The organism is Streptomyces sp. NPDC056144 (assembly GCF_042264145.1).
In the GTDB taxonomy this organism is placed as follows: Bacteria; Actinomycetota; Actinomycetes; order Streptomycetales; family Streptomycetaceae; genus Streptomyces.
This window is the reverse complement of the sequence record NZ_JBHJVF010000009.1, coordinates 76,603-100,399: the sequence shown is the minus strand read 5'-3', so window position 1 is coordinate 100,399 and position 23,797 is coordinate 76,603. Positions and strand designations below refer to the sequence as shown.

General features: G+C 71.9%; 20 protein-coding genes, 1 pseudogene and 1 riboswitch. Of the genes and pseudogenes, 15 read left to right on the top strand and 6 right to left on the bottom strand.

Features of this window, described 5'->3' with window-relative positions; translation table 11 throughout:
* Positions 1–41 precede the first annotated feature (41 nt).
* On the bottom strand, positions 42–1,043 hold the full coding sequence (locus tag ACFC0Z_RS25380; protein WP_376442157.1) for a GDSL-type esterase/lipase family protein: 1,002 nt from the start codon (positions 1,041–1,043) through the stop codon (positions 42–44).
* Positions 1,044–1,385: 342 nt separating this feature from the next.
* Between ACFC0Z_RS25380 and ACFC0Z_RS25375 the strand changes: the two genes are divergently transcribed.
* Both ACFC0Z_RS25375 and ACFC0Z_RS25370 read left to right on the top strand, forming a co-directional pair.
* Entirely contained in the window at positions 1,386–2,876 is a 1,491-nt protein-coding gene (locus ACFC0Z_RS25375) for an amino acid permease (protein WP_376442154.1), read from the top strand.
* Positions 2,877–2,886: 10 nt separating this feature from the next.
* Positions 2,887–3,342 (top strand): Lrp/AsnC family transcriptional regulator, encoded by a 456-nt coding sequence (locus ACFC0Z_RS25370; RefSeq protein WP_030691274.1) that lies wholly within the window; start codon positions 2,887–2,889, stop codon positions 3,340–3,342.
* 7 nt (positions 3,343–3,349) lie between these two features.
* Here ACFC0Z_RS25370 and ACFC0Z_RS25365 read toward each other — a convergent pair whose 3' ends face one another.
* Positions 3,350–3,931, bottom strand: a complete 582-nt coding sequence (locus tag ACFC0Z_RS25365) for a Repetin (RefSeq protein WP_376442151.1) — start codon at positions 3,929–3,931, stop codon at positions 3,350–3,352.
* A gap of 290 nt (positions 3,932–4,221) precedes the next feature.
* Between ACFC0Z_RS25365 and ACFC0Z_RS25360 the strand changes: the two genes are divergently transcribed.
* Both ACFC0Z_RS25360 and ACFC0Z_RS25355 read left to right on the top strand, forming a co-directional pair.
* Positions 4,222–5,028 (top strand): carbon-nitrogen hydrolase family protein, encoded by an 807-nt coding sequence (locus tag ACFC0Z_RS25360; RefSeq protein WP_376442148.1) that lies wholly within the window; start codon positions 4,222–4,224, stop codon positions 5,026–5,028.
* 61 nt (positions 5,029–5,089) lie between these two features.
* The gene (locus ACFC0Z_RS25355; RefSeq protein WP_376442146.1) at positions 5,090–6,787 is read left to right on the top strand and encodes a flavin monoamine oxidase family protein; all 1,698 of its coding nucleotides are present in this window, start codon (positions 5,090–5,092) and stop codon (positions 6,785–6,787) included.
* Positions 6,788–6,799: 12 nt separating this feature from the next.
* Here the strand turns inward: ACFC0Z_RS25355 and ACFC0Z_RS25350 are convergent, their stop codons facing one another.
* From ACFC0Z_RS25350 to ACFC0Z_RS25340, 3 genes are all read right to left on the bottom strand, one after another.
* Positions 6,800–7,516 carry a DUF5995 family protein gene (locus ACFC0Z_RS25350; RefSeq protein WP_376442501.1) on the bottom strand — a complete coding sequence of 239 codons (717 nt, stop codon included), beginning with the start codon at positions 7,514–7,516 and terminating at the stop codon, positions 6,800–6,802.
* Between the two features lie 104 nt (positions 7,517–7,620).
* The gene (locus tag ACFC0Z_RS25345; protein ID WP_376442143.1) at positions 7,621–9,015 is read right to left on the bottom strand and encodes a uracil-xanthine permease family protein; all 1,395 of its coding nucleotides are present in this window, start codon (positions 9,013–9,015) and stop codon (positions 7,621–7,623) included.
* 133 nt (positions 9,016–9,148) lie between these two features.
* On the bottom strand, positions 9,149–10,375 hold the full coding sequence (locus tag ACFC0Z_RS25340) for an MFS transporter (protein ID WP_376442140.1): 1,227 nt from the start codon (positions 10,373–10,375) through the stop codon (positions 9,149–9,151).
* Between the two features lie 113 nt (positions 10,376–10,488).
* Between ACFC0Z_RS25340 and ACFC0Z_RS25335 the strand changes: the two are divergent.
* Positions 10,489–11,325: pseudogene (locus ACFC0Z_RS25335) on the top strand (ROK family transcriptional regulator); the annotation flags it as partial.
* A gap of 936 nt (positions 11,326–12,261) precedes the next feature.
* Here the strand turns inward: ACFC0Z_RS25335 and ACFC0Z_RS25330 are convergent.
* The gene (locus tag ACFC0Z_RS25330; RefSeq protein WP_376442137.1) at positions 12,262–14,643 is read right to left on the bottom strand and encodes a chitinase C-terminal domain-containing protein; all 2,382 of its coding nucleotides are present in this window, start codon (positions 14,641–14,643) and stop codon (positions 12,262–12,264) included.
* A gap of 242 nt (positions 14,644–14,885) precedes the next feature.
* Positions 14,886–15,016, top strand: a riboswitch (FMN riboswitch).
* A gap of 182 nt (positions 15,017–15,198) precedes the next feature.
* Here ACFC0Z_RS25330 and ribD point away from each other — a divergent pair.
* From ribD to ACFC0Z_RS25280, 10 genes are all read left to right on the top strand, one after another.
* Complete coding sequence (gene ribD, locus ACFC0Z_RS25325; RefSeq protein WP_376442135.1) at positions 15,199–16,290, top strand: bifunctional diaminohydroxyphosphoribosylaminopyrimidine deaminase/5-amino-6-(5-phosphoribosylamino)uracil reductase RibD; 1,092 nt, start codon at positions 15,199–15,201, stop codon at positions 16,288–16,290.
* A gap of 2 nt (positions 16,291–16,292) precedes the next feature.
* Positions 16,293–16,901, top strand: coding sequence for a riboflavin synthase (locus ACFC0Z_RS25320; RefSeq protein WP_376442134.1), 609 nt, complete (start codon positions 16,293–16,295; stop codon positions 16,899–16,901).
* On the top strand, positions 16,898–17,536 hold the full coding sequence (locus tag ACFC0Z_RS25315) for a nicotinamide riboside transporter PnuC (RefSeq protein ID WP_376442132.1): 639 nt from the start codon (positions 16,898–16,900) through the stop codon (positions 17,534–17,536). Before ACFC0Z_RS25320 ends, ACFC0Z_RS25315 begins: the two co-directional genes overlap by 4 nt.
* Positions 17,533–18,822, top strand: coding sequence for a bifunctional 3,4-dihydroxy-2-butanone-4-phosphate synthase/GTP cyclohydrolase II (locus ACFC0Z_RS25310; protein WP_376442129.1), 1,290 nt, complete (start codon positions 17,533–17,535; stop codon positions 18,820–18,822). The genes ACFC0Z_RS25315 and ACFC0Z_RS25310 overlap by 4 nt, the downstream gene beginning before the upstream one ends.
* A 52-nt stretch (positions 18,823–18,874) precedes the next feature.
* A complete protein-coding gene (gene ribH, locus ACFC0Z_RS25305) occupies positions 18,875–19,360 on the top strand; it encodes a 6,7-dimethyl-8-ribityllumazine synthase (protein ID WP_189512609.1) in 486 nt (161 codons plus the stop codon).
* 35 nt (positions 19,361–19,395) lie between these two features.
* Positions 19,396–19,677, top strand: coding sequence for a phosphoribosyl-ATP diphosphatase (locus ACFC0Z_RS25300; protein WP_376442126.1), 282 nt, complete (start codon positions 19,396–19,398; stop codon positions 19,675–19,677).
* Between the two features lie 72 nt (positions 19,678–19,749).
* Positions 19,750–20,598, top strand: a complete 849-nt coding sequence (hisG, locus tag ACFC0Z_RS25295) for an ATP phosphoribosyltransferase (protein WP_376442124.1) — start codon at positions 19,750–19,752, stop codon at positions 20,596–20,598.
* Between the two features lie 80 nt (positions 20,599–20,678).
* Entirely contained in the window at positions 20,679–21,131 is a 453-nt protein-coding gene (locus ACFC0Z_RS25290; RefSeq protein WP_376442121.1) for a PH domain-containing protein, read from the top strand.
* A 257-nt stretch (positions 21,132–21,388) separates the two neighbouring features.
* Entirely contained in the window at positions 21,389–22,747 is a 1,359-nt protein-coding gene (locus tag ACFC0Z_RS25285; RefSeq protein WP_376442119.1) for a hemolysin family protein, read from the top strand.
* Between the two features lie 5 nt (positions 22,748–22,752).
* Positions 22,753–23,787 carry a hemolysin family protein gene (locus tag ACFC0Z_RS25280; RefSeq protein WP_376442498.1) on the top strand — a complete coding sequence of 345 codons (1,035 nt, stop codon included), beginning with the start codon at positions 22,753–22,755 and terminating at the stop codon, positions 23,785–23,787.
* Positions 23,788–23,797: the final 10 nt, after the last annotated feature.

Sequence of the window (23,797 nt, the reverse complement as noted above, 5' to 3'; positions counted from 1 at the left end):
CGTTCCGTCCGTGGGCCCCCGGGAGGTTTCCTCCCGGGGGCCTACGGCGTTCTCGGGGCCGGTACGTGCGGACGCAGGGCCGTCGCCACCGCCTCGGCGATCCGGGCGTGGCCCCCGTCGTTCGGGTGCAGGCCGTCCGCCAGGTGCTCGGGGCCGAGCAGGGAGCGTCCCGGGAGGACCAGGAGCCGCCGGTCGCCCTCCGCCGCCAGGTCGCGGCCCGCGCGCTCCATGGCCCTGCGCAGCTCCGTGAGCGTGGCTCCCAGGGCGTTGCGGGTGTGCTCGGCCTCCGGGCGCAGGACCGGCGAGACGATCAGGAGCGGGGTCTCCGGGTGGCCCCGGCGGACCAGGCCCACGAAGGCCCGCACGGTCGCGTACAGCCAGTCGGCGGTGACCGGGACCCGGGACCAGCAGTTCGTGCCGAAGGCGAGCGTGACGAGGTCCCCGGGGAGCCGCGCCAAATGCTCGGCGAGCGGGAGTTCGCCGCGTGCCCCGCCCGCGTACCCCAGGTTGACCGGATCGAGGCCCAGGAGCCGTCCCGCCGTGGCCGGCCAGGAGTGCGCGGGGCGGGTGGACCACCAGCCCTCGGTGATGGAGTCGCCGTGGACGAGCCAGCGCGGGCGCGCCGGGGCGGGGGAGAGGCGGCCGTCGACGGCCCGCAGGGCGAGCGGGACGGGCGCCTGGCCCTCCGGGAGGTGGACGGTGAAGACGCCGCCCTCAGGGGGCAGCGGGAGGCGGACGACGGCCTCGGCGGCCGGGACGGCGAAGGTCTCCCCGACGAGCCGGACGCCCTGCCAGAGCGCGAAGCCGTGGCGGAGGGCGGCGAGCGGGTCGCCGGGCCTCGGGACGGCCGCCCGGTAGCGCAGCTCCACGGCCCGAGTCCCGGGCTCCGCCGTGAACTCGATCCGTACGCCGATGGGCAGCGCGGCTCGTTCGGCGATGTCCCACGGCAGCCGTTCCAGGTCGTCCGGGTCCGCCCGTACCGGCCGGTCCCCGTCCAGCCAGGCCGTGCCGCGCAGGAAGGGTGCGGGGGCGAGCCAGCCCACCGGGGCCTCCGATCCGTGGGTGCCGGGGGCACGCAGCGTGGGTCATCGGGCTTCAGGAGTCAATGCGCGTGCACGGACCCGCCCGCGTCCCTGATGTGTCGATTCATGCGGGGGAGCGCAATGTTTCCCCGTTCGCGCCCCGAGCGCGCAATGATCGTCCGGCACTGCGCAACAACACTGCATTACGACTGCGAAGCTCCGCCCCTTAGGCTCATGCCTCGTACCAGGAGTGGCGACGACCGCCTGCTCGGCGGTTCCCCACCCTTCACGGGCTGATTCGTCATGCCCGCGTACCGCCGCGGTCGTCCTCGCGTTCACAGGCAGCGATAAGGAGCCTCCGCAGTGCTGGACCAAGGCGTAGCCCCACCGGCCGTCGACACGGCCGCCCCCACGACCTCCACCCTCGGTGCGCTGATCCGGCGCAAGCCGGTGGAGCGCCTGGTCAACGAGGGTGGGCAGGGTGAGGGCGGTAGCCTCCGCCGCTCGCTCTCCATGTGGCAGCTGACCATGATCAGCATCGGCGCCACGCTCGGCACCGGCATCTTCGTCGTCCTCGGCGACGCCGTGCCGAAGGCGGGCCCCGCCGTCACGGTCGCGTTCGTCATCGCCGGTCTGACGGCCCTCTTCTCGGCCCTCTCGTACGCCGAGCTGGCCGGCACCATCCCGGTCGCCGGGTCCTCGTACTCGTACACGTACGCAACGATGGGCGAACTTCTCGCCTGGGTCTGCGGCTGGTGTCTCATCCTGGAGTACGGCGTCTCCGTCGCCGCCGTGGCCGTCGGCTGGGGCGAGTACCTCAACGAGCTGCTCGACGGCACCATCGGCGTCACCATCCCCGACGTGCTCTCCTCGGCGCCCGGCGAGGGCGGCATCATCAACCTGCCCGGCCTGATCGTCGTGCTGCTCGCCATGGTGTTCCTGCTCGGCGGTGCCCGCGAGTCCGCCGTCGTCAACACGGTCATGGTCGCCGTGAAGATCGCCGCGCTCGTGCTCTTCTGCGCGATCGGCATCACCGGCTTCAAGTCCGGCAACTACGACAACTTCATGCCGCTCGGCACGGCCGGCATCGGCGCCGCGAGCGCCACGCTCTTCTTCTCGTACATCGGCTTCGACGCCGCCTCCACCGCCGGTGAGGAGGCCAAGAACCCCAAGCGCGACCTGCCCAGGGCCATCATGCTCTCGCTGGTCATCGTCACCGCGCTGTACGTCCTCGTCGCCGCGGTCGCCGTCGGCGCCTGGCACTGGAAGGAGTTCGACGGCTCCGAGGCCACCCTCGCGGCGATCATGAACGACGTCACCGGCCAGTCCCACTGGGGCACCCTGCTCGCCGCCGGCGCGGTCATCTCCATCGCCAGCGTCGTCCTGACCGTGCTCTACGGCCAGACCCGCATCCTCTTCGCGATGTCCCGCGACGGCCTCGTGCCCAAGGTCTTCGGCAAGGTCAGCGCCAAGACCGGCACCCCGCGCGTGAACACGGTCATCGTCTCCCTCTTCTGCGCCGCCCTCGCCTCGGTCATCCCGCTGGGCAAGCTCGTCGACGCCACCAGCATCGGCACCCTCTTCGCCTTCGCCCTGGTCAACGTCGCGGTCGTCGTGCTCCGGTACACCCGCCCCGACATGCCGCGCACCTTCAAGGTGCTCTTCGGTCCGGTCTTCCCGGTTCTCGGCTTCGTCTTCTGCGCGTACAACATGTTCAGCCTCGACGCCGTCACCTGGGTGGTCTTCGGTTGCTGGATGGCCGCCGGGCTCGTGTTCTACTTCCTGTACGGCATGCGCCGCTCCCGGCTGGCCACCGAGGCGCCGGTGGCGGTGTCCGCATCAACAGAGAAGTGATCCACCCGTAGTGCGACTCAACGACCTCGACGAACGCATCGTCCACGCCCTCGCGGAAGACGCCCGCCGCAGCTATGCCGACATCGGCTCGCTCGTCGGCCTCTCCGCGCCCGCCGTGAAGCGGCGCGTGGACCGGCTCAGGGCCGAAGGCGCCATCACCGGTTTCACCGTACGGGTGGACCCGGCGGCGCTCGGCTGGGAGACCGAGGGCTTCGTCGAGATCTACTGCCGCCACAACACCTCGCCGGAGGACATCCGGCGAGGTCTCGAGCGGTACCCCGAGGTGGTGTCCGCGTCGACCGTCACCGGTGACGCGGACGCCGTCGTCCAGGTCTTCGCCTCCGACATGCGCCACTTCGAGCGCGTCCTGGAGCGGATCGCCGGCGAGCCCTTCGTGGAGCGCACCAAGTCCGTCCTGGTGCTCTCGCCGCTGCTGCGGCGCTTCTCCTCGGGCTCGCCGGCCTGACCCGCCGCTACTCCGTCGGGTAGACGAACTCCCACGGCGTGACCTCGAAGTCCCCGGTGCCCTCCTTCACCTTCTCGAAGGGGGCCCCGCTGAGGCACGGCTGCACCTTGTCCTTCTGCGGGTCGGCCGTCATCCACGTGTAGCCGAGCCGGTCCGGGCCGCCCTCCACGTCGTGGACGGTGACCCCGACCCGCGCCTTCCGGAACTCCTTCACGTCGGTCTCGACGACGGTGCCGGAGACCACGGCCACCTTGCCGCCCGTCGTGAGGCAGTCCACCTTCACCTTCGCGTAGCCGCCCCAGTCGCCCTTGTAGTGGCTGAAGCGGAACGTTCCGGTCGCCTTCATCGGGTCCTGCCGGTCCCGCTCGGCGAGGTGGGCGTCGAAGGAGAAGGTGATGTCGTCACCGGCCGGGCGGTACAGCTTGGCCGTACCGGTCAGCGCGGCGGCTTCCTTCACCGAGGCCGAGGCCGAGGCCGGGGCCGGGGCAGGTGCGGGAGTCTCGTCCGCCGAGGCGGCGGCGAGGCCCCCGGCCCCGAGGGTCAGCAGGACGGCGGCGGCGACGGCGACGATCTTCGTACGACGGTTCATGGTCTTCCGGTCCCTTCGGCAGGTCGTCCGGTGCTCTCCCGGACGACCACCACTCTTCCGGGGCCGCCGTCCCCGGTCGTCGGGCCCGGGGACGGTTCCCTCTCCGCCGCGCGGGGGAGGCGTCCCGCGACCGTGGTCGGAGCCGTACGCAACGAATCGCCGCACGCCCGTCCGATCGCGCAACGGTTCGACGGTCGGTGCACAACGGTCCAGCCTTGTCCCGGATGAGCCCGGAACCGTACCGTTTTTGACGTCCCCCCTCCCCGTTTCCGACCTCCCGAGGACCGCTGATGCCCGCGCTGCGCACCGCCCTGCTCCAGAGCTCCGGCGAGCTCGGTGACGTGGCCGCCAACCTCCGGACCCTCGACGAGGCCGCCGGCCGCGCCGCCGCCGCCGGAGCGGGCCTGCTGCTCGCCCCCGAGCTCTTCCTCACCGGGTACGCCATCGGCGACGCCATGGCGCGTCTCGCCGAGCCGGCCGACGGCCCGTCCGCCCGCGCCGTCGCCGCGATCGCCGTGCGCCACGGCCTCGCCATCGGCTACGGCTACCCGGAGCGGGACACCGAGGCCCACGGGGTCCTCTACAACGCGGCGCAGCTCTTCGACGCCGACGGCACCTCGCTCGCGCGGTACCGCAAGACGCACCTCTTCGGCGACTTCGAGACCGCCTGGTTCACCCCCGGCGACGAGGCCGTCGTCCAGGCGAAGGTCGGCGGACTCACCGTCGGCATGATGATCTGCTACGACGTCGAGTTCCCGGAGAACGTCCGGGCGCACGCGCTCGCCGGCACCGACCTCCTCCTGGTGCCGACCGCGCTCATGCACCCCGCCGAGGTCGTCCCCCTGTCCGTCGTGCCGGTCCGCGCCTTCGAGAACCAGCTCTACATCGCGTACGCCAACCGCACCGGCCCCGAGGGCGACTTCGAGTTCGTCGGCCTCTCCGCCCTCGCCGGCCCCGACGGCACCGCCCGCGCCCGGGCCGGCCGCGGCGAGGAGCTCGTCGTCGGCGACGCCGACCCCGACCTCCTGTCGGCCTCCCGCGCCGAGAACCCCTACCTCCGCGACCGGCGCCCCGGCCTCTACGGCCCCCTCGTCTGAGCCGGCCCCCCAGCCTTCCTGCCCCGCCTCACCCTTTTTCCGTGCAAGGAGTCCGTACCCCATGACGTCCACGGTGCCCACGACCGCCGTTCCGCACAGCGACGGCCAGCCGCCGATCACCATGTTCGGTCCGGACTTCCCGTACGCCTACGACGACTTCCTGGCCCACCCGGCCGGCCTCGGCCAGATCCCGGCCACCGCGCACGGCACCGAGGTCGCGGTCATCGGCGGCGGTCTGTCCGGCATCATCGCCGCGTACGAGCTCATGAAGATGGGCATGAAGCCCGTCGTCTACGAGGCTGACCAGATCGGCGGCCGCCTGCGGACCGTCGGCTTCGAGGGCACCGGCACCGAGGGCCTCACCGCCGAGATGGGCGCGATGCGCTTCCCGCCCTCCTCGACCGCGCTCCAGTACTACATCGACCTCGTCGGCCTGGAGACCACGCCGTTCCCGAACCCGCTCGCCGAGTCGACCCCGTCGACCGTCGTCGACCTCAAGGGCGAGTCGCACTACGCCACCACCGTCGACGACCTCCCGCAGGTCTACCGCGACGTGATGAACGCGTGGAACGCCTGCCTGGAGGAGGGCGCCGACTTCTCCGACATGAACCAGGCCATGCGCGAGCGCGACGTCCCGCGCATCCGCGAGATCTGGGCCAAGCTCGTCGAGAAGCTCGACAACCAGACCTTCTACGGCTACCTCTGCGAGTCGGAGTCCTTCAAGTCCTTCCGCCACCGCGAGATCTTCGGCCAGGTCGGCTTCGGCACCGGCGGCTGGGACACCGACTTCCCCAACTCCATCCTGGAGATCCTCCGCGTCGTCTACACCGAGGCGGACGACCACCACCGCGGGATCGTCGGCGGCTCGCAGCAGCTGCCGCTGCGCCTGTGGGAGCGCGAGCCGGAGAAGATCGTCCACTGGGCGCAGGGCACCTCGCTCAGCTCCCTGCACGAGGGCGCGCCGAAGCCGGCCGTGACCCGCCTGAACCGGACCGCCGGCAACCGCATCACGGTCACCGACGCCTCCGGCGACATCCGCACGTACCAGGCGGCGATCTTCACCGCCCAGTCCTGGATGCTGCTCTCCAAGATCGCCTGTGACGACTCGCTCTTCCCGATCGACCACTGGACGGCGATCGAGCGGACCCACTACATGGAGTCCTCGAAGCTGTTCGTCCCGGTCGACCGGCCGTTCTGGCTGGACAAGGACGAGGAGACCGGCCGTGACGTCATGTCGATGACGCTGACCGACCGGATGACCCGTGGCACGTACCTGCTGGACGACGGCCCGGACAAGCCGGCGACGATCTGCCTCTCGTACACGTGGTGCGACGACAGCCTGAAGTGGCTGCCGCTCTCCGCCAACGAGCGGATGGAGGTCATGCTGAAGTCGCTCGGCGAGATCTACCCGAAGGTCGACATCCGGAAGCACATCATCGGCAACCCGGTGACGGTCTCCTGGGAGAACGAGCCCTACTTCATGGGCGCCTTCAAGGCGAACCTGCCGGGCCACTACCGCTACCAGCGCCGCCTGTTCACGCACTTCATGCAGGACCGGCTGCCCGAGGACAAGCGGGGCATCTTCCTCGCGGGCGACGACATCTCCTGGACGGCCGGCTGGGCCGAGGGCGCGGTGCAGACGGCGCTCAACGCGGTGTGGGGCGTGATGCACCACTTCGGCGGCGCGACCGACGGCACCAACCCGGGTCCGGGCGACGTGTACGACGAGATCGCCCCGGTCGAGCTGCCGGAGGACTGATCCCCGTACGGATCAGGGCCTGGTCAGGGGCGTGAGCAGCATCCGCCCCACCAGGCCCACCGAGCGGTCGAGGCGTTCCGTGAACTCCCCGGCCAGCTCGGGAAGGCCGCGCAGCTGCCAGAGCGAGCGCGCGGCGAGCCAGGCCCCGTCGCGGGCCCGGTCCAGGCTCCACGAGCCGAGCAGATGCGTCAGCGGGTCCGCGATCTCCAGGAGGTCCGGGCCCGGCATCAGTTCCTCCCGGATGCGCTCCTCCAGGAGCACCAGGATGTCCCCGACCCGGTCGAACTCGTCCTCCAGGTCGCCGGGGGCGCACTCCAGGGTCCGGCAGGTGTCGACCACCGCGAGCGCCAGGTCGTGGCCGATGTGGGCGTTGATCCCGGCCAGCGCGAACTGGAGCGGGCGGACGCCGGGATGGCTGCGGTACTGGAAGAGGGGCCGCCAGCAGGCGGGCGGCGGGGCCCCGGTGGCGACGGCGTCGACCGCCGCGATGTAGCGCTCCGCGAACCGCACGTCGAGGGTGGCGGCGGCCCGCCGGTCGGCGAAGGTGCCCGCCTCGATGGCGTGACCGATCTCCTCGGTGACGGTCAGGTAGACCCGGTTGAAGACGCCGACCCCGTCGGCCGGATGCCAGGAGCCCCGCAGGGCCCGCATCCGCTCCACGACGGGGTCGACGGCCACGAACGGCCCGAGGTCTCCGGCCTGCTGCCCGATCTGCTGCGTGTGCGCCATGAGGGTCTGCGCCAGGGGGGTCTGTGCCATGGTGGGCAGGCTTCCAGCCGCCGGGCCGTCGAGGGAACCTCTCGGGCCCGGCTTCCCCGGATCGGGCGAATCCGTCAGTTCTTCGACGCGTCGCCGTCGCGCTTCTCGTACGAGCTGGTGCCGGAGTCCAGAAGGGGCTCCTGCTCCTTGAGGTGGGCCGGGGCGAAGGCGCGCAGCACGTGGTAACCGGTGATGACGACGATCGTGCCGAGCGCGATGCCGCCGAGCTCGAAGGTGTCGGTGAAGGTCAGCTTCACGCCGCCGACGCCGATGATGATGCCGGCGGCGGCCGGGACCAGGTTGAGCGGGTTGCGCAGGTCGACCTTGGCGTTGATCCAGATCTGGGCGCCGAGGAGGCCGATCATGCCGTACAGGATGACGGTGATGCCGCCGAGGACACCGCCGGGGATCGCGGCGACGATCGCGCCGAACTTCGGGCAGAGGCCGAAGAGGAGCGCGAAGCCGGCGGCGGCCCAGTAGGCGGCGGTGGAGTAGACCCGGGTGGCGGCCATGACGCCGATGTTCTCGGAGTACGTGGTGTTCGGCGGGCCGCCCACGGCCGTCGACAGCATCGAGGCGGCGCCGTCGGCGGCGATGGCGGTGCCCAGCTTGTCGTCCAGGTTGTCGCCGGTCATCTCGCCGACGGCCTTGACGTGACCGGCGTTCTCGGCGATCAGGGCGATGACGACGGGCAGGGCGACGAGGATCGCGGACCACTCGAAGCTCGGGCCGTGGAAGGAGGGGAGGCCGATCCAGTCGGCCTTCCCGACGCCGGAGAGGTCGAGCCGCCAGTGGTCGGTGACCTGCCCGCTCGGGGACATCGAGTGGATCTTGCCGAAGACCAGGTCGAAGACCCAGGAGATGGCGTAGCCGAAGACCAGGCCCAGGAAGATCGCGATCCGGGACCAGAAGCCGCGCAGACAGACGACGGCCAGGCCGGTGAAGAGCATCACGAGCAGCGCCGTCCACTGGTCCTGCGGCCAGTACGTGGAGGCGGTGACCGGGGCCAGGTTGAAGCCGATCAGCATGACGACGGCGCCGGTCACGATCGGCGGCATCGCCGCGTGGATGATCCGCGCGCCGAACTTCCGCACGGCGAGACCCGCGAGGAAGAGCACCACGGCGACGACGAACACCGCGCCGGTGACGGTGGCGCTGGTGCCGCCGGAGGCCCGGATGGCGGCGGCGACGCCGACGAAGGAGAGCGAGCAGCCCAGGTAGGACGGGACGGTGCCGCGGGTCGCGAGCAGGAAGATCGCGGTCGCGACACCGGACAGCATGATCGCGAGGTTCGGGTCGAGCCCCATGAGGACCGGAGCGACGAACGACGCACCGAACATGGCGACGACGTGCTGGGCGCCGAGGCCGACGGTACGGGGCCAGGAGAGCCGCTCGTCCGGCCGGACGACGGCCCCGGGAGCCGGTGTTCTCCCGTCGCCGTGCAGGGTCCAGCGCACGCCGAGGTTCATGAGGTCGCTCCCGTTCAGAGGTGTCGGCGGCCCGCCGCTCGCGAGGGGCGTGACCGTAAAAGTCCAGCCACATGCTAAGCGTGATGACCCGCCGGTACCGCTTTACGGGGGGAGGGGCCGGAGCGGCGCCCGGTCAGGCGACCGGGCCCCCGCTCCTCGCCGGCGCGTCCTCCGTCCGGCCCGCCTTCGCGGTGGCCCCGCGCGGCCCGGTCCGCAGCACCCCGGCGCCGACCACGAGGCCCAGGGCGAGCAGCGTGACCAGCCCGAAGGAGAAGACCAGCGAGGTCGCGTCGGCGATGCCGCCGATCGCCGAGGGGGCGATGAGGCCCGAGGTGTACGTGATGGTGGCGACGCCCGCGATGGCCTGGCTGGGGTTCGGTCCGCTGCGGGCGGCGGCGGCGAAGGCGAGCGGAACGACGACCGCGATGCCGAGGCCGATCAGACCGAATCCGGCCATCGCGACGGCGGCGTGCGGGGCGAGGACCACCATGAGGCCGCCGAGGGTGGCGACGGCGCCCCCGGCCCGTACCGTACGGACCGCCCCGAAGCGGTCCACGACCCGGTCGCCGACCAGCCGGGCCACCGCCATCGTCAGGGCGAAGGCCGTCGTGGAGGCGGCCGCGGCCCCGGCCGAGGCGGACAGCTCGTCGCGGAGGTAGACGGCGGACCAGTCGAGGCTGGCGCCTTCGGCGAAGACGGCGCAGAAACCGATGGCGCCGATGACCAGCGCGGACTTGGGCGGCAGCGAGAAGCGCGGCGGCGCCTCCTCGTCCGGCGCGCTCTGCACGTCGAGGACGCCCTGGCAGAAGACCAGGCCGAGCGCGGTGAGCGTGAGGGCGGCGATCAGGTGGTGGATCCGGGCGTCCCCGCCGAGGTGGGCGGCGAGCGTGCCGGCGGCGGAGCCGAGCAGCGCGCCCACGCTCCACATGCCGTGCAGGCTCGACATGATGGACTTCCCGAGCCGGGTCTCGGTCTCGACCCCCAGGGCGTTCATCGCCACGTCGGACATGCCGGCGGTCGCCCCGTACACGAAGAGCACCCCGCACAGGCCCCAGATGTTCGGGGCGAGCGAGGGGAGCGTGAGGGAGAGGGTCCACAGGGCCAGCAGGACGCGCAGCGCCCTGCGCGCGCCGAGGCGGTGGGAGACGGCCCCGGCCAGCGGCATCGCGAGGGAGGCGCCGAGCGCGGGGAAGGCGAGGGCGAGGCCCAGCTGACCGGCGCTGACGCCCGCGTGCTCCTGGATCCAGGGGATGCGGGTCGCGAAGCTGCCGGTGACCGCGCCGTGGACGCAGAAGACGGCGGCGACGGCGAAGCGCGCCCGTCGCAGGCGCTCGGTGCCGAAGACGGTCTGGGCCGCCATGGTCCCTCCCTGTGCCGAGTGAAGTGGTGTGGCCGTAAACTATCAGGGACCCTTCCTGATAAATAGAGAGCGGGAGGGATTCCCGGCAGCACCGCGTCTGAGAGGATCCCCGTATGGCCGCATCCCCGAGCACCGCGCGGGCCATCAACGACCGGCTCGCCCTGCGACTCCTCCAGGACGAGGGCCCGTTGACGGCCGCTCAGCTCAAGACCCTCACCGGACTCTCCCGCCCGACCGTCGCCGACCTCGTCGAGCGGCTCCGGGAATCCGGCCTCGTCCACGTCGTGGGGGAGTCGGGCGCGGAGCGCCGGGGCCCCAACGCCAAGCTGTACGGGATCGTGGCCGAGCGCGCGCACCTCGCGGCGCTCGACGTGCGGACCGACTCGGTCTCCGTCGTCGTCGCCGACCTCCTCGGCACCACGCTCGCCGAGGCGTCGGTGCCGGTCGGCGACGACCACGGCACCGGACCCGCCGTGGAGAAGGCGGTCACCCTCCTGGAACGGACCGCGAAGGAGGCCGGCGTCGACCGGCTCCACACCGTGGCCGTGGGCGCGCCCGGCCTGATCGACCCCGCCACCGGCGAACTCCGCGACTCCACCGGGCTGCCCGCCTGGCACCGGCGGCTCGTCGCCGTCCTCCAGGAACGGCTGCCCGCCCGCGTACTCGTCGAGAACGAGACCAACCTCGCCGCCGTGGCCGAACTCCGCGAGGGAGCGGCCCGCGGCCGCGAGGACTTCGTACTCCTCTGGCTCGGCCAGGGCGTCGGCGCCGCCGTCGTCCTCGGCGGCCGGGTCCGGCGCGGGGCCTCCGGCGGCGCGGGCGAGATCGGCTTCCTGCCCGTCCCCGGCACCTCCGGCCTCCCGTCGGGCACGGGCTGCGACGGCGGCTTCCACGAACTGGCCTGCGCGGCGGCCGTCGAATCCCTCGCCACCACCCACGGCCTGGACCCGAGGACGGCACTCGCCCCCGAACCGGATCACGAACCGACGACCGCCTCCGCCGGGAACCCGCCGGTCGCCTCCGCCTCCGGCGAGGGGTCGGGCGGAGCGTCAGTGCCTGCCTCCGTCGCGGGGTCGGGCGGAGCGTCAGTGCCCGCCTCCGGCGGGGGGCACGGCCCGGCGGTGATGCCCGCCTCCGGCGAGGCGTTCGGACCGGCGTCCCTACCCGCCTCCGGCGAGGGGCGCGGCCCCGCGGTGATGCCCGCCTCCGGCGAGGCGTTCGGACCGGCGTCCGTGTCCGCCCCGGGTGAGCGCCCGGGCTCGGCGGTCGTCCCGGCCGCCGGTGAAGAGCCGGCTTCGCCGCCTGCCCCTGGTGGGGCGTTCGGTCCGGCGTCCGCGGCCGGCCTCGGCGAGGGGCCGGGCGGGGCGTCCGTGTCCGCCTTCGGCGAGGGGCTCGGCCCGGCGGTGATGCCCGCCTCCGGCGAGGCGTTCGGACCGGCGTCCGTGTCCGCCTCCGGCGGCCCGCGCGACGCCTTTCTCGACGCGTTGGCTCAGCGCCTCGCGATCGGGGCCGCCGCCGTCGCCTCCGTGCTGGACCCCGGCTGTGTGGTGCTCGGTGGGGAGACCGGGCACCGGGGCGGGCCCGGTCTGGCCTCGCGTGTGGAGGCCGCGCTCGCGCGGCTCTCGCCGTTGCGCACCGGGGTCCGGGCGACCGCCCTCGGCGACGCGGCCGTCCTCCGGGGCGCGCTCCTGCGCGCCCGCGACGCGGCGCAGGACGACCTGTTCCCGTAGGGGACCGGGAAACGCCGAAGGCGGAACGCCGAACGCCGAACGCCGCACCCCCCCCGGAAGGGGAGTGCGGCGTTCGGCGTGGGAGCCCGGCGGCGGCAAGGGCCGTGAGTGTCCGCCGCCGGGGGGTATCAGGGGGTGGGGCTCAGGGGTTCCGCGTCAGCAGGTGCCCTGGTCCTTCCAGACGCCCCACTCGCCGGTCGTACCCGGCTCCTCGTTCTGGGTCCACCAGCCGGCCTTCCAGGTGTGGCCCTTGTGGGAGACGAGGTTGCCCGCGTTGTAGACCGTGCCGGCCACGTACGCCGGGGCGGTGCAGCCCGTGGTGGGCGGCGTCGTCGGCGGGGTCGTCGGGGGCGTGGTCGGAGGCGTGGTCGGGGGAGTCGTCGGCGGGGTGGTGGGCGGCGTGGTCGGCGGGGTGGTGGAGCCGGGCTCCACGACCGTCGTGCCGCGCGCCAGGTCACCGGCGAGGGCGTACGTCGTGCCGTTGATGTTCACCGTCCAGTTGGAGGGGGTGGACACCGGCAGGTAGTAGTTGAACGCCAGGTCGATCGTCGCGCCGGGGGCCAGCGACTGCCAGGCCGGGAGCTTCAGCGAGACGCGGTGGAAGTCGCCCTTCAGGCCGCCCACGTTGGAGCCCGTGTGGTCGCTGCTGATGACCTTGGTGCCGAAGCCGGACTGGTCGGAGGCGTTGGCCGGGGCCGAGGTGGAGTAGTCGAACTGGAACTCCGTGCCGCCGGGCAGCGTCGTCGCGGTCTTGTTGGTGATCTTGATCTTCGGCGTGATCGGGTAGTTCGAGTCGCCCAGCTTGAACTCGGTGAACGCGGTCTCGATGTTCACGGCCTGGGTCGGCAGCGCCTTGTTGGACTTCTTCGCGCCGTACGGGGTGGCGGCCTTGAACTTGTCGTACATCAGCGAGGTGAGCGTGGAGCCCATCTCGTACTGGCCCTTGGTGGCGTTCCAGGCGTAGTCGCCGGCCATCTCCCAGACCATGGTGCCGCCGATGCCGCGGTCGACCACGTAGTCGGCCTTGGCGGCCACGGACTGCTCGTCCTCGGTGGAGAGGAAGACCTTCTTCTGCGCGTTCCACAGCCACGGCGCGACCAGGGTCGAGTCGTACTTGCGGGCGTAGGTGCCGGTCAGCGTGGTGTTCGCCGGGAAGCCGTACTGGGTGACGTAGTCGCCGACGATCCCCTTCTCGAGGTTCTTGGCGTGCCACATCGGGTTGGAGCCCGCGGGCGACTCGACACCGTTGGTGTCCTTGTCGTGCCACAGGTTGTCGATGCCGGTGGCGCCGTCACCGCACTTGGTCAGACCCGCGCCGGCCGGGCAGGTGGCCGCGGAGGCCTTGCCCCACAGGCCGTCGGTGCCGCCCTGCACGTTCTTGTGGCCGCGGGTGTAGTACGGCAGGCCGATGTTGATGCGGCCGGCCGGCATCGAGCCGCGGAAGTAGTGGTAGGCCCAGTCGGTGTTGAGGTAGCCGATGCCGCCGTACTGCGAGGAGCCGTAGACGTTGGCCGCGGCGAGCTCGCCGTCCTTGCCGTCGTCGAAGAGCGAGGCGTTCGGACCGACGTACTCGTTCCAGGCGCCGTGCAGGTCGTAGGACATGATGTTGACGTAGTCCAGGTACTTCTGCATCTGGAACGTCTCCATGCCGCGCAGCAGGTAGCCGGAGGAGGGGGCGGCGACGGTCAGCATGTAGTGCTTGCCGTCGGCGGCGCCGGCCGTGTCCAGCTTCTCGCGCAGGGACTTCATGAGGGCCGCGTAGCCCTGCACGAGCCCGGCGCGGCGCGCGTTGGCGAAGGTCCAGTCGAGCGGGTTGCCCGCGTCCTTCATCGTGGTCGGGTACTCGTAGTCGATGTCGACGCCGTTGAACCCGTACTTGCGGATGAAGTCGACCGCGGAGGCCGCGAAGGTGTCGATGCCGGCCTGGTTGACCGAGCCGTCGGCGTTGGTGGCCATCGAGTAGAAGCCGCCGGAGTTGACCCGGTCGCCGTTGTCCGCGAAGTAGCCGCCGGTCTCCGCCCAGCCGCCGACCGAGATCAGCGTCTTGACGTTCGGGTGCTGCTTCTTGAACTTGTTGAGCAGGTTGAAGTGCCCCTTGTACGCGAAGGAGGGGTCCATCTCGGCACCGGCGACGCCGGGCCAGGTCATCCCCGTGGCCGCGTTGTTCGGACCGTCCGTCCCGACGGAGAGCTTGTTGTCACCGCCGATGTGGCCGAAGGCGTAGTTGATGTGGGTGATCTTGTCCCACGGAATGTCCTTGGCCAGGTAGGCGGGCTGGCCGTTCTTTCCGTCGCGCCAGCCGGTGAAGTAGCCGATGACCCGGCGCTGGTGGTCCGCGCCCATTTTCTCGCGGCCCTCGGTGTCGTAGACCGAGCAGTAGGGGACGTCGACGCCGGGGGTCTTGTAGAGCCCGTCGGGACGACAGGACTCGTTGTCGGCCGCGTACGAGACGCCGCCGGAGAGAGAGCTGAGCAGCAGGCCGGCGACCGCCGCGCCGGACGCGAGCGCAGAGGCTCTCTTGGTCGTGGGGGACAACACGATGGGTTCCTCCTGGGGCGGGGGAAAACACAACGAACAAGGGGGTGGGTCGTGTTGGGCCCGGGGAGTGCGCACACCGTCGGGCCGAGTACCTCGGAGGTGACACGGACATTAAGAGGACTAGACCAGTGCGTCAATAGGTCTGGACCATGTCGGGAGATATTGCTCTCCTGTGAGCCAGGCCACAGCCTCCGGCCGCATGAGTAGTCGCCGGGCGTGGCACACTGGCCCTGTATCAGCAGCAGCGCACTCCGGGGTCGGTGTAATTCCGAACCGGCGGTTATAGTCCGCGACCCGTCCGCAGCCAGCGGCCGGTTGACCAGGTGAGATTCCTGGACCGACGGTGAAAGTCCGGATGGGAGGCAGTGCGCGGCGGGTGACCCCTCTCCAGGGGTGTGCCGGCCGTATCGTCCGCTGGTCGCCGTGTCGGCTCGTGCCGCTTCGGCGTACCCGTGGGACGCGGCCCTTTCGGCGCACCCTGTGTGAGGTGTCCTGCCCGCTCTCTGTCGTCATCGACAGCCCCGGAGTCCGTGCCCGAAGAGGCAGGAGGACCCGGTGGCCCAGCAGGCCGACATCACCGCCATGCGCCGAGCCGTCGCGCTCGCCGCACGCGGAACCGGCGCCACGAGCCCCAACCCCGTCGTCGGCTGCGTCATCACCGACGCCTCCGGCCACCCGGTCGGCGAGGGCTGGCACCAGCGCGCCGGCGGCCCGCACGCCGAGGTCCACGCCCTGCGCGAGGCAGGCGTCCTGGCCCGCGGCGGCACCGCCTACGTCACCCTCGAACCCTGCAACCACACCGGCCGCACCGGCCCCTGCGCGCAGGCCCTGACCGAGGCCGGGGTCAGCCGGGTCGTGTACGCGGTCGGCGACCCGAACCCGCAGGCCACAGGTGGTGCGGAGACCCTGCGCGCCGCCGGGGTCGAGGTCTCCCGGGGGCTCCTGGAGGACGAGGCCGAGGCGGTCAACATCGCCTGGCTCACCTCCGTACGCCGGGGCCGCCCCTTCGTCCGCTGGAAGTACGCCGCCACGCTCGACGGCCGTAGTGCCGCCGCCGACGGCACCTCCCGCTGGATCACCTCCGCCGAGTCCCGCGCCGACGTCCACCGGCTCCGCGCCGAGGCCGACGCCGTCGTGGTCGGCTCCGGCACCGCCCGCGCCGACGACCCCCACCTGGCCGTACGGGGCATCGAAGGGGCCGTCCAGCCGCTGCGGGTCGTCGTCGACACCGAGGCGAGCGCCGTCAAGCCCGGCGCCCGCGTCCTGGACGACGCCGCACCGACCCTGATCGCCGTGGCGGAGGACGCCGACACGTCGGTGGTAGAGACCTCTGGCGCGGAGCTCGTACGCCTTCCCAGGGCCGAGCGCGGTCTCTCCGTACCGGCCCTCCTGGACGCCCTGCACGCGCGCGGCGTCCGCTCCGTCCTCCTCGAAGGCGGCCCCACCCTCGCGGGCGCCTTCCTCGCGGCGGGCGCCGTCGACCAGGTCGTCGGCTACCTCGCCCCGGTTCTCCTCGGCGCGGGCCCCCAGGCCCTCGCCGACGCGGGAATCGGCACCATCACCGACGCGTTGCGGCTCGACATCACCGAGACCGTCCGCTGCGGACCCGACCTTCGCATCACCGCCACTCCCCAGAAGGAGCGCTGACCGTGTTCACCGGAATCGTCGAAGAACTGGGCGAGGTCGTCGCCGTCGAGCAGCTGGAGGACGCCTCCCGCTTCCGCCTGCGCGGCCCCCTGGTCACGGAAGGCGCCCAGCACGGCGACTCCATCGCCGTCAACGGTGTCTGTCTCACGGTCGTCGAGTTCGGCGACGGCGAGTTCACCGCCGACGTCATGGCCGAGACCCTCAAGCGCTCCAGCCTCGGCGCCCTCGCCGTCGGCAGCCGCGTCAACCTGGAGCGGCCCATGGCCGTCGGCGGCCGCCTCGGCGGTCACATCGTCCAGGGCCACGTGGACGGCACCGGCACCGTCCTCGAACGGACCCCGTCCGAGCACTGGGAGCTCGTCAAGGTCGGCCTGCCGGCGCACCTCTCCCGGTACGTCGTCGAGAAGGGCTCGATCACGGTCGACGGCGTCAGCCTCACCGTCGTCGAGGTCGCCGACGACTGGTTCACCATCAGCCTCATCCCCACCACCCTCGCCCTGACCACGCTCGGCCTCAAGCAGTCCGGCGACCCGGTCAACCTCGAAGTGGACGTCATCGCCAAGTACGTCGAGCGGCTGCTCGGCCCCAGCGCCCGGGAGAACGTCAAGTGAACTCGCTCAACTCCGTGGCGTTCACGGTCTTCGACCAGAAGATCATCTGGTCCGACCTGATCGGCAACACGATCGGGCTCATAGCCCTCGCGCTCGGCTGGCGCCGGTCCATCCTGACCTGGCCGGCCCAGCTCCTCTCCGGGCTGGTCCTCGTCGGCGCCTACGCCTCCGCGAACCTCGCCGGCGGTGTCGGCAAGCAGCTCCTCGTCATCGGCGTCGCCGCCTGGGGCTGGTGGCAGTGGAACCGCGGGAAGCAGCAGGCGCAGGACGGCTCCATCGCCGTCCGCTTCGCCACCTGGAAGGAGCGCGGCCTGCTCCTGGCGGGCGCGGTCGTCGGCACCCTCGCCGTCGGCGGGCTCTTCACCCTCTACCCGTCGCTCTCCTGGAGCCCGTGGGCCGACGCGTACATCTTCGTCGGCACCCTCGTCGCGATGGTCGCCCAGGCCCGCGGTCTCGTCGAGTTCTGGTTCGCCTGGCTCCTCGTCGACCTCGTCGGCGTCCCCCTCGCCTTCAACAGCGGCCTCGCCTTCTCCGGCCTCGTGTACGTCGTCTACTTCGCGCTCGTCCTGTGGGGCATGCGCGACTGGTGGCTGCGTTCCCGCAGCACCGCCGTCCTGGAAGGAGCCCACGCATGAGCGAGCATCTGAGCGAGCACCCCCTCTGGGACGCCACCGACCTCGCCCTCGACCCCGTCGAGCAGGCCATCCGGGACATCGCCGCCGGGCGCCCCGTCGTCGTCGTCGACGACGAGGACCGCGAGAACGAGGGCGACCTCGTCATCGCCGCCGAGAAGGCGACCCCCGAGATCGTCGCCTTCATGATGAGCGAGTGCCGCGGCCTCATCTGCGCCCCCATGGAGGACGAGGAGCTCCAGCGCCTCCACCTCCCGCAGATGGTCGACCACAACACCGAGTCGATGCGGACCGCCTTCACCGTCTCCGTCGACGCGTCCCCCGAGCACGGCGTCACCACCGGCATCTCCGCCGCCGACCGCGCCACCACCCTCCGGATGCTGGCGAGCGGCCGTTACGAGCCCTCCGACTTCGTCCGCCCCGGGCACGTCTTCCCGCTCCGCGCCAAGGCCGGCGGCGTCCTCGCCCGCAACGGCCACACCGAGGCCGCCGTCGACCTCGCCCGCCTCGCGGGTCTGCGCCCGGCCGGCGCGATCGTCGAGATCGCCGGCGAGGACGGCGTCATGCTGCGGCTGCCCGAGCTGGTGCCCTTCGCGCGCAAGCACGGCCTCACGATCATCTCCATCGAGGACCTGATCGCCTACCGCCGCTCCGCCGAGCCGACCGTGCGCCGCGAGGCCGAGGTCCGGCTCCCCACCGCGCACGGCGACTTCACGGCGTACGGATACCGCTCCACCGTGGACGGCGTCGAGCACGTCGCCCTCGTGCACGGCGAGATCGGCGACGGCGAGGACGTCCTCGTCCGGGTCCACTCCGAGTGCCTGACCGGGGACATCTTCCACTCGCTCCGCTGCGACTGCGGCCCCCAGCTCCAGGCCTCCATGGACCGCATCCAGGAGGCCGGCCGCGGCGTCGTCGTCTACCTGCGCGGCCACGAGGGGCGCGGCATCGGCCTGCTCTCCAAGCTGCGCGCGTACGAGCTCCAGGAGCAGGGCCGCGACACCCTCGACGCCAACCTGGAACTCGGCCTGCCCGCCGACGCCCGGGACTACGCGGCCGGGGCGCAGATCCTCGGCGACCTCGGCGTCCGGGGCCTGCGCCTGATGACCAACAACCCCGACAAGATCGAGGCCCTCACCCGGCACGGTCTGCGGGTCGAGGGGCGCGAGCCCATGCCGGTCACGGCCGGCGAGCACAATCTCCGCTACCTGCGCACCAAGCGGGACCGGATGGGCCACGACCTGCCGTGGCTCGACGGCTCGCAGGGTTCCACCTGCGGCAACCAGTAAGACCCGGCAGTTCCGTCAAGCACGTACGTACGTAGAAACGGCTAGGAGAGACATGAGCGGCAAGGGCGCACCCGTCCTCAGCGTGAAGAACTGCGGCGACCTCCGGGTCGCGGTCATCGCGGCCCAGTGGCACGAGAAGATCATGGACGGCCTCGTCGACGGCGCCCTGCGCGCCCTCGCCGAGCTCGGCATCGACGAGCCCACCCTGCTGCGCGTCCCCGGCAGCTTCGAGCTCCCGGTCGTGGCCAAGGTCCTCGCCGGGCGCGGCTACGATGCCATCGTCGCGCTCGGTGTGGTCATCCGGGGCGGAACCCCGCACTTCGAGTACGTGTGCCAGGGCGTGACCCACGGCCTCACCCAGGTCTCGATCGACACCGGCGTACCCGTCGGATTCGGCGTCCTCACCGTCGACAACGAGGAGCAGGCCCTCGACCGGGCCGGCCTCGAGGGCTCCTCCGAGGACAAGGGGCACGAAGCGGTCACCGCCGCCGTCGCCACCGCCACCACGCTGCGCACGGTCAGCGAACCCTGGCGCTAGGTGGTGCCGTTCCACCCCGTACTCTAAGGACCATCATGGCGAACGGAACCCGTAAGACTTTCGAAGAGCTCTTCGGTGAGCTGAAGCTCAAGGCCGAGACCGGCGACCCGGCCACCTCCCGCACCGCGGAACTGGTGGACAAGGGTGTCCATGCCATCGGCAAGAAGGTCGTCGAGGAGGCCGCCGAGGTCTGGATGGCCGCCGAGTACGAGGGCAAGGAAGCGGCCGCCGAGGAGATCTCGCAGCTGCTGTACCACGTCCAGGTGATGATGGTCGCCCGCGGGATCTCGCTCGACGACGTCTACGCCCACCTCTGAGCCGACCGGTTCCCCCTTTCAACCCACACGTCCCACAAGTCCCACAGATCTCAGGCAAAGGAAGCTGACCTCATGCTGCGCATCGCCGTTCCGAACAAGGGTTCCCTCTCCGGACCTGCGTCGGCCATGCTCCATGAGGCCGGCTACCGCCAGCGCAAAGAGTCCAAGGAACTGGTGGTGATCGACCCCGACAACGAGGTCGAGTTCTTCTACCTGCGTCCGAAGGACATCGCGATCTACGTGGCCTCCGGGAAGCTGGACATCGGCATCACCGGCCGTGACCTGCTCCTGGACTCCGGAGCCAGCGCGGAGGAGATCCTCCCGCTCAACTTCGGCCGCTCCACCTTCCGTTACGCGACCCGCCCGGGCACCGCGAACGGCGTGGAGGACTTCGGCGGCATGACGATCGCCACCTCCTACGAGGGCATCGTCGCCAAGCACCTCGCCGACCAGGGCATCGACGCCTCCGTCGTCCACCTCGACGGCGCCGTCGAGACCGCGATCCAGCTGGGCGTCGCCCAGGTCATCGCGGACGTCGTCGAGACCGGCACCAGCCTGCGCAACGCCGGCCTGGAGGTCATCGGCGAGCCGATCCTCACCTCCGAGGCCGTCGTCGTCCGCCGCCACGGCGCCTCGGACGACCACCCGCAGGTCCAGCAGTTCCTGCGCCGCCTCCAGGGCGTCCTGGTCGCCCGCTCGTACGTGATGATGGACTACGACTGCCGCGCCGAGCACCTGGAGCAGGCCGTCGCCCTCACCCCGGGCCTCGAGTCGCCGACCGTCTCCCCGCTGCACAACGAGGGCTGGGTCGCCGTCCGCGCGATGGTTCCCGCCAAGGAGGCGCAGCGGATCATGGACGACCTGTACGAGATCGGCGCCCGCGCCATCCTCACCACCGCCATCCACGCCTGCCGCCTCTGACGGCCGGTCCCAGGCCCCGTACCCCCAGGCCCGTACCCCCAGGGCCCGTACGCACGTCCCCAGGCTCCGAGGAACCCCCGATGTCCCAGACGACTGCCCCCGCCCTTCCGGTCACCTTCCGTCCCGGGCGCACCCGGGCCGTCCTGCTGACCATCGGCACCGCGATGTTCGCCGTCATCACCGCCGTCGCGCTGATGCTGGAGCGGCTGAGCCCGGGGGAGCGCGTCAGCTTCGTCTTCACGGCGGCGCTGCTCACCGGGGTCCTCGTCCTGCTCAGCCGCCCCAAGGTCGTCGCGGACGACGAGGGCGTCACGGTCGTCAACATCACCCGGACGCGGCGGCTCGCCTGGGCGGAGATCCTCAAGGTCAACCTCCGCCCCGGCGACCCGTGGGTCTTCCTCGACCTCAGCGACGGTACGAGCATGCCCGCGCTCGGCATCCAGCCCGGCATCGCCAAGGAGTCCGCGATCCGGGACGCCCGCGCCCTGCGGGCCCTGGCGGACCAGCACGGGACGGGCGCGGAAGCGGCCTGAAACCCGGGTTTCCCGCAGGGGTGGCAGCCAGGGGGAACCCCGATCTGTCCCCCATACGGGGCTGACCCCCTGCCACGCGGGGCGTTCGCGTGACTACTCTGGAGGCGGTGGTGCCGAGCGGCACCACCGCCTCGCACGTGCAGGGCCCTCGTTTCACGGCCCGCGAGGCCCCCCCTTCGACCCGAGGAGTGACTCCCTCCAGCAATGGACGGATCATCCGGTAGTACCCGCGCCGCCACCTCTCCGGAGGCGGCGGCATGATCGTCTCTCTCCTGCTGCTCTTCGCGGCCTTCCTCCTCATCCTCGCCAACGGCTTCTTCGTGGCCGCCGAGTTCGGTCTCGTGACCGTCGAGCGTGCCGAGGCCGAGCGGGCCGCGGCCGCCGGCGACCGGCGCGCCCGCACCGTGGTCACCGCGCTCCGCGAGCTCTCCTTCCAGCTCTCCGGCACCCAGCTCGGCATCACGATCACCTCGCTCGTCGTCGGCATGCTCGCCGAGCCCGCGCTCGCCGGGCTCCTGCACGGGCCGCTCACCGCGACCGGGCTGCCCTCCGGGGCCGTCTCCGGGATCGCGGTGGTGATCGGGATGCTGCTCGCCTCCGCCCTCCAGATGGTCGTGGGCGAGCTCGTGCCGAAGAACTGGGCGGTCTCCCGGCCGCTCCAGGTCGCCCGCTTCGTCGCCACCCCGCAGCGTCACTTCTCCGCGCTCTTCCGGCCGGTGATCTCGCTGCTCAACCGGGTCGCCAACCGGCTGGTCCGGCTCCTGGGCGTCGAGCCCACCGAGGAGCTGGACTCCGTCCGCACCCCGGGCGAGCTCGTCTCGCTCGCGCAGCACTCGGCCCTGGCCGGCGCGCTCGAACAGGACACCGCCGACCTCTTCGTACGGACCCTCTCCCTCGGCGGACTCACCGCCGAGCAGGTCATGACCCCGCGCGTGAAGGTCAGCGCCCTCCAGTGGGACGCGACCGCGGCCGACGTCCTCAACCTCACCCGGGCCACCGGCCTCTCGCGCTTCCCGGTCTACCGCGAGCGCATCGACGAGATCGTCGGCATGGTCCACCTCAAGGACGCCCTCGCGGTCGCCCCGCACGCCCGGCTCCGTACCCCCGTCGGCCGGATCTCGGTCCCGCCGCTCCTCGTCCCCGGCACCCTGCCCGCCCAGGCCCTCCTGGAGCGGCTGCGCCGGGAACAGCCCATCGCGGTCGTCGTCGACGAGTACGGCGGCACGGCGGGTGTCGTCACCCTGGAGGACATCGTGGAGGAGCTCGTCGGCGAGGTCCGCGACGAGCACGACACCCCCGCCGACGGGCGTCCCGAGCTGGCCGCCGCGCCCGCCGAGGACGGCCGGCCCACCTGGGACGCGGACGGCTCCTGCCGGGTCCACACCCTGCGCCGGATAGGCCTCGACGTGCCCGCCGGGCCGTACGAGACCGTCGCCGGGCTCGTCGCCGACCTCCTCGGGCGGATCCCCGCCCCGGGCGACCGGGCCGAACTCCCCGGCTGGCGGCTCTCGGTCCGCCAGGTCGACCGGTACCGGGCCGAGCGCGTCCGGATCGTCCGTACGGAAGAGGCGGCGGAGACCGTCGGCGTCGCCGCGGTGGCGGGGGCGGTCCGATGAGCACCCTGCAACTGCTCCAGCTGGTCTTCGCCGTCCTGCTCGTGCTGGCCAACGGCTTCTTCGTCGGGGCCGAGTTCGCGCTCGTCTCCGTCCGCCGCAGCCAGATCGAGCCGCTCGGCGGCGCCCGCGCCCAGCAGGTCCTGCACGGACTGGAGAACCTGCCGCAGATGATGGCGGCGGCCCAGTTCGGCATCACGGTCTGCTCGCTCACCCTCGGCGCCGTCGCGGAGCCGACGGTCGCGGGTCTCCTCGAACCGGTCTTCCACACGGCCGGTGTCCCCGAGGGCCTGATCCACCCCCTCGGCTACGTCATCGCCCTCGCCGCGGTCGTCTTCCTCCACCTCGTGATCGGCGAGATGGTCCCGAAGAACCTGGCGATGGCAGCGCCCGAGAAGACGGCGCTCTGGCTCGCGCCCGGGCTCGTCGGCTTCGCCCGGCTCTGCCGCCCGGTCACGGCCGCGCTCGGCACCTGTGCCCGGCTCGTCCTGCGGGTCTTCAAGGTCGAGCCGAAGGACGAGGTGGAGGCCGTCTTCACCCGGACGCAGCTCGGCCGGCTCGTGGAGGACGCGGGCCAGGCGGGTCTGCTCGACCCGGCCGAACAGGAGCGACTGGAAGACGCCCTGGAGCTGGGCAGCCGCCCGGTGACGGACGTCCTCATCGCGCCGTCGGCCCTGGTCACGGTCCCGCCGTCGGTCACCCCGCGAGAGATCGAGGAGCTGACCGTACGGACCGGCTACTCGCGCTTCCCCGTCCGCGCAGAGGCGTCCGGCACCTTCATGGGCTTCGTGCACGTGAAGGACGTCCTCGACCTGGAGGAGCGGGAGCGGGCCGTCCCGCACCAGCTCTGGCGGCCGATGGCGACGCTCCGCCCGGAGCTGCCGCTCGACGACGCCCTCACCGTGATGCGGCGCGCCGCGACCCACCTGGCGCAGGTCGCGGACTGCTCGGGGCGGGTCCTGGGCCTGGTTGCCCTGGAGGACGCCCTGGAGATGCTGGTGGGCGAGGTCCGCGACCCGGCCCACCGGCTGCCCGTCGGCTAGACACCTTCCA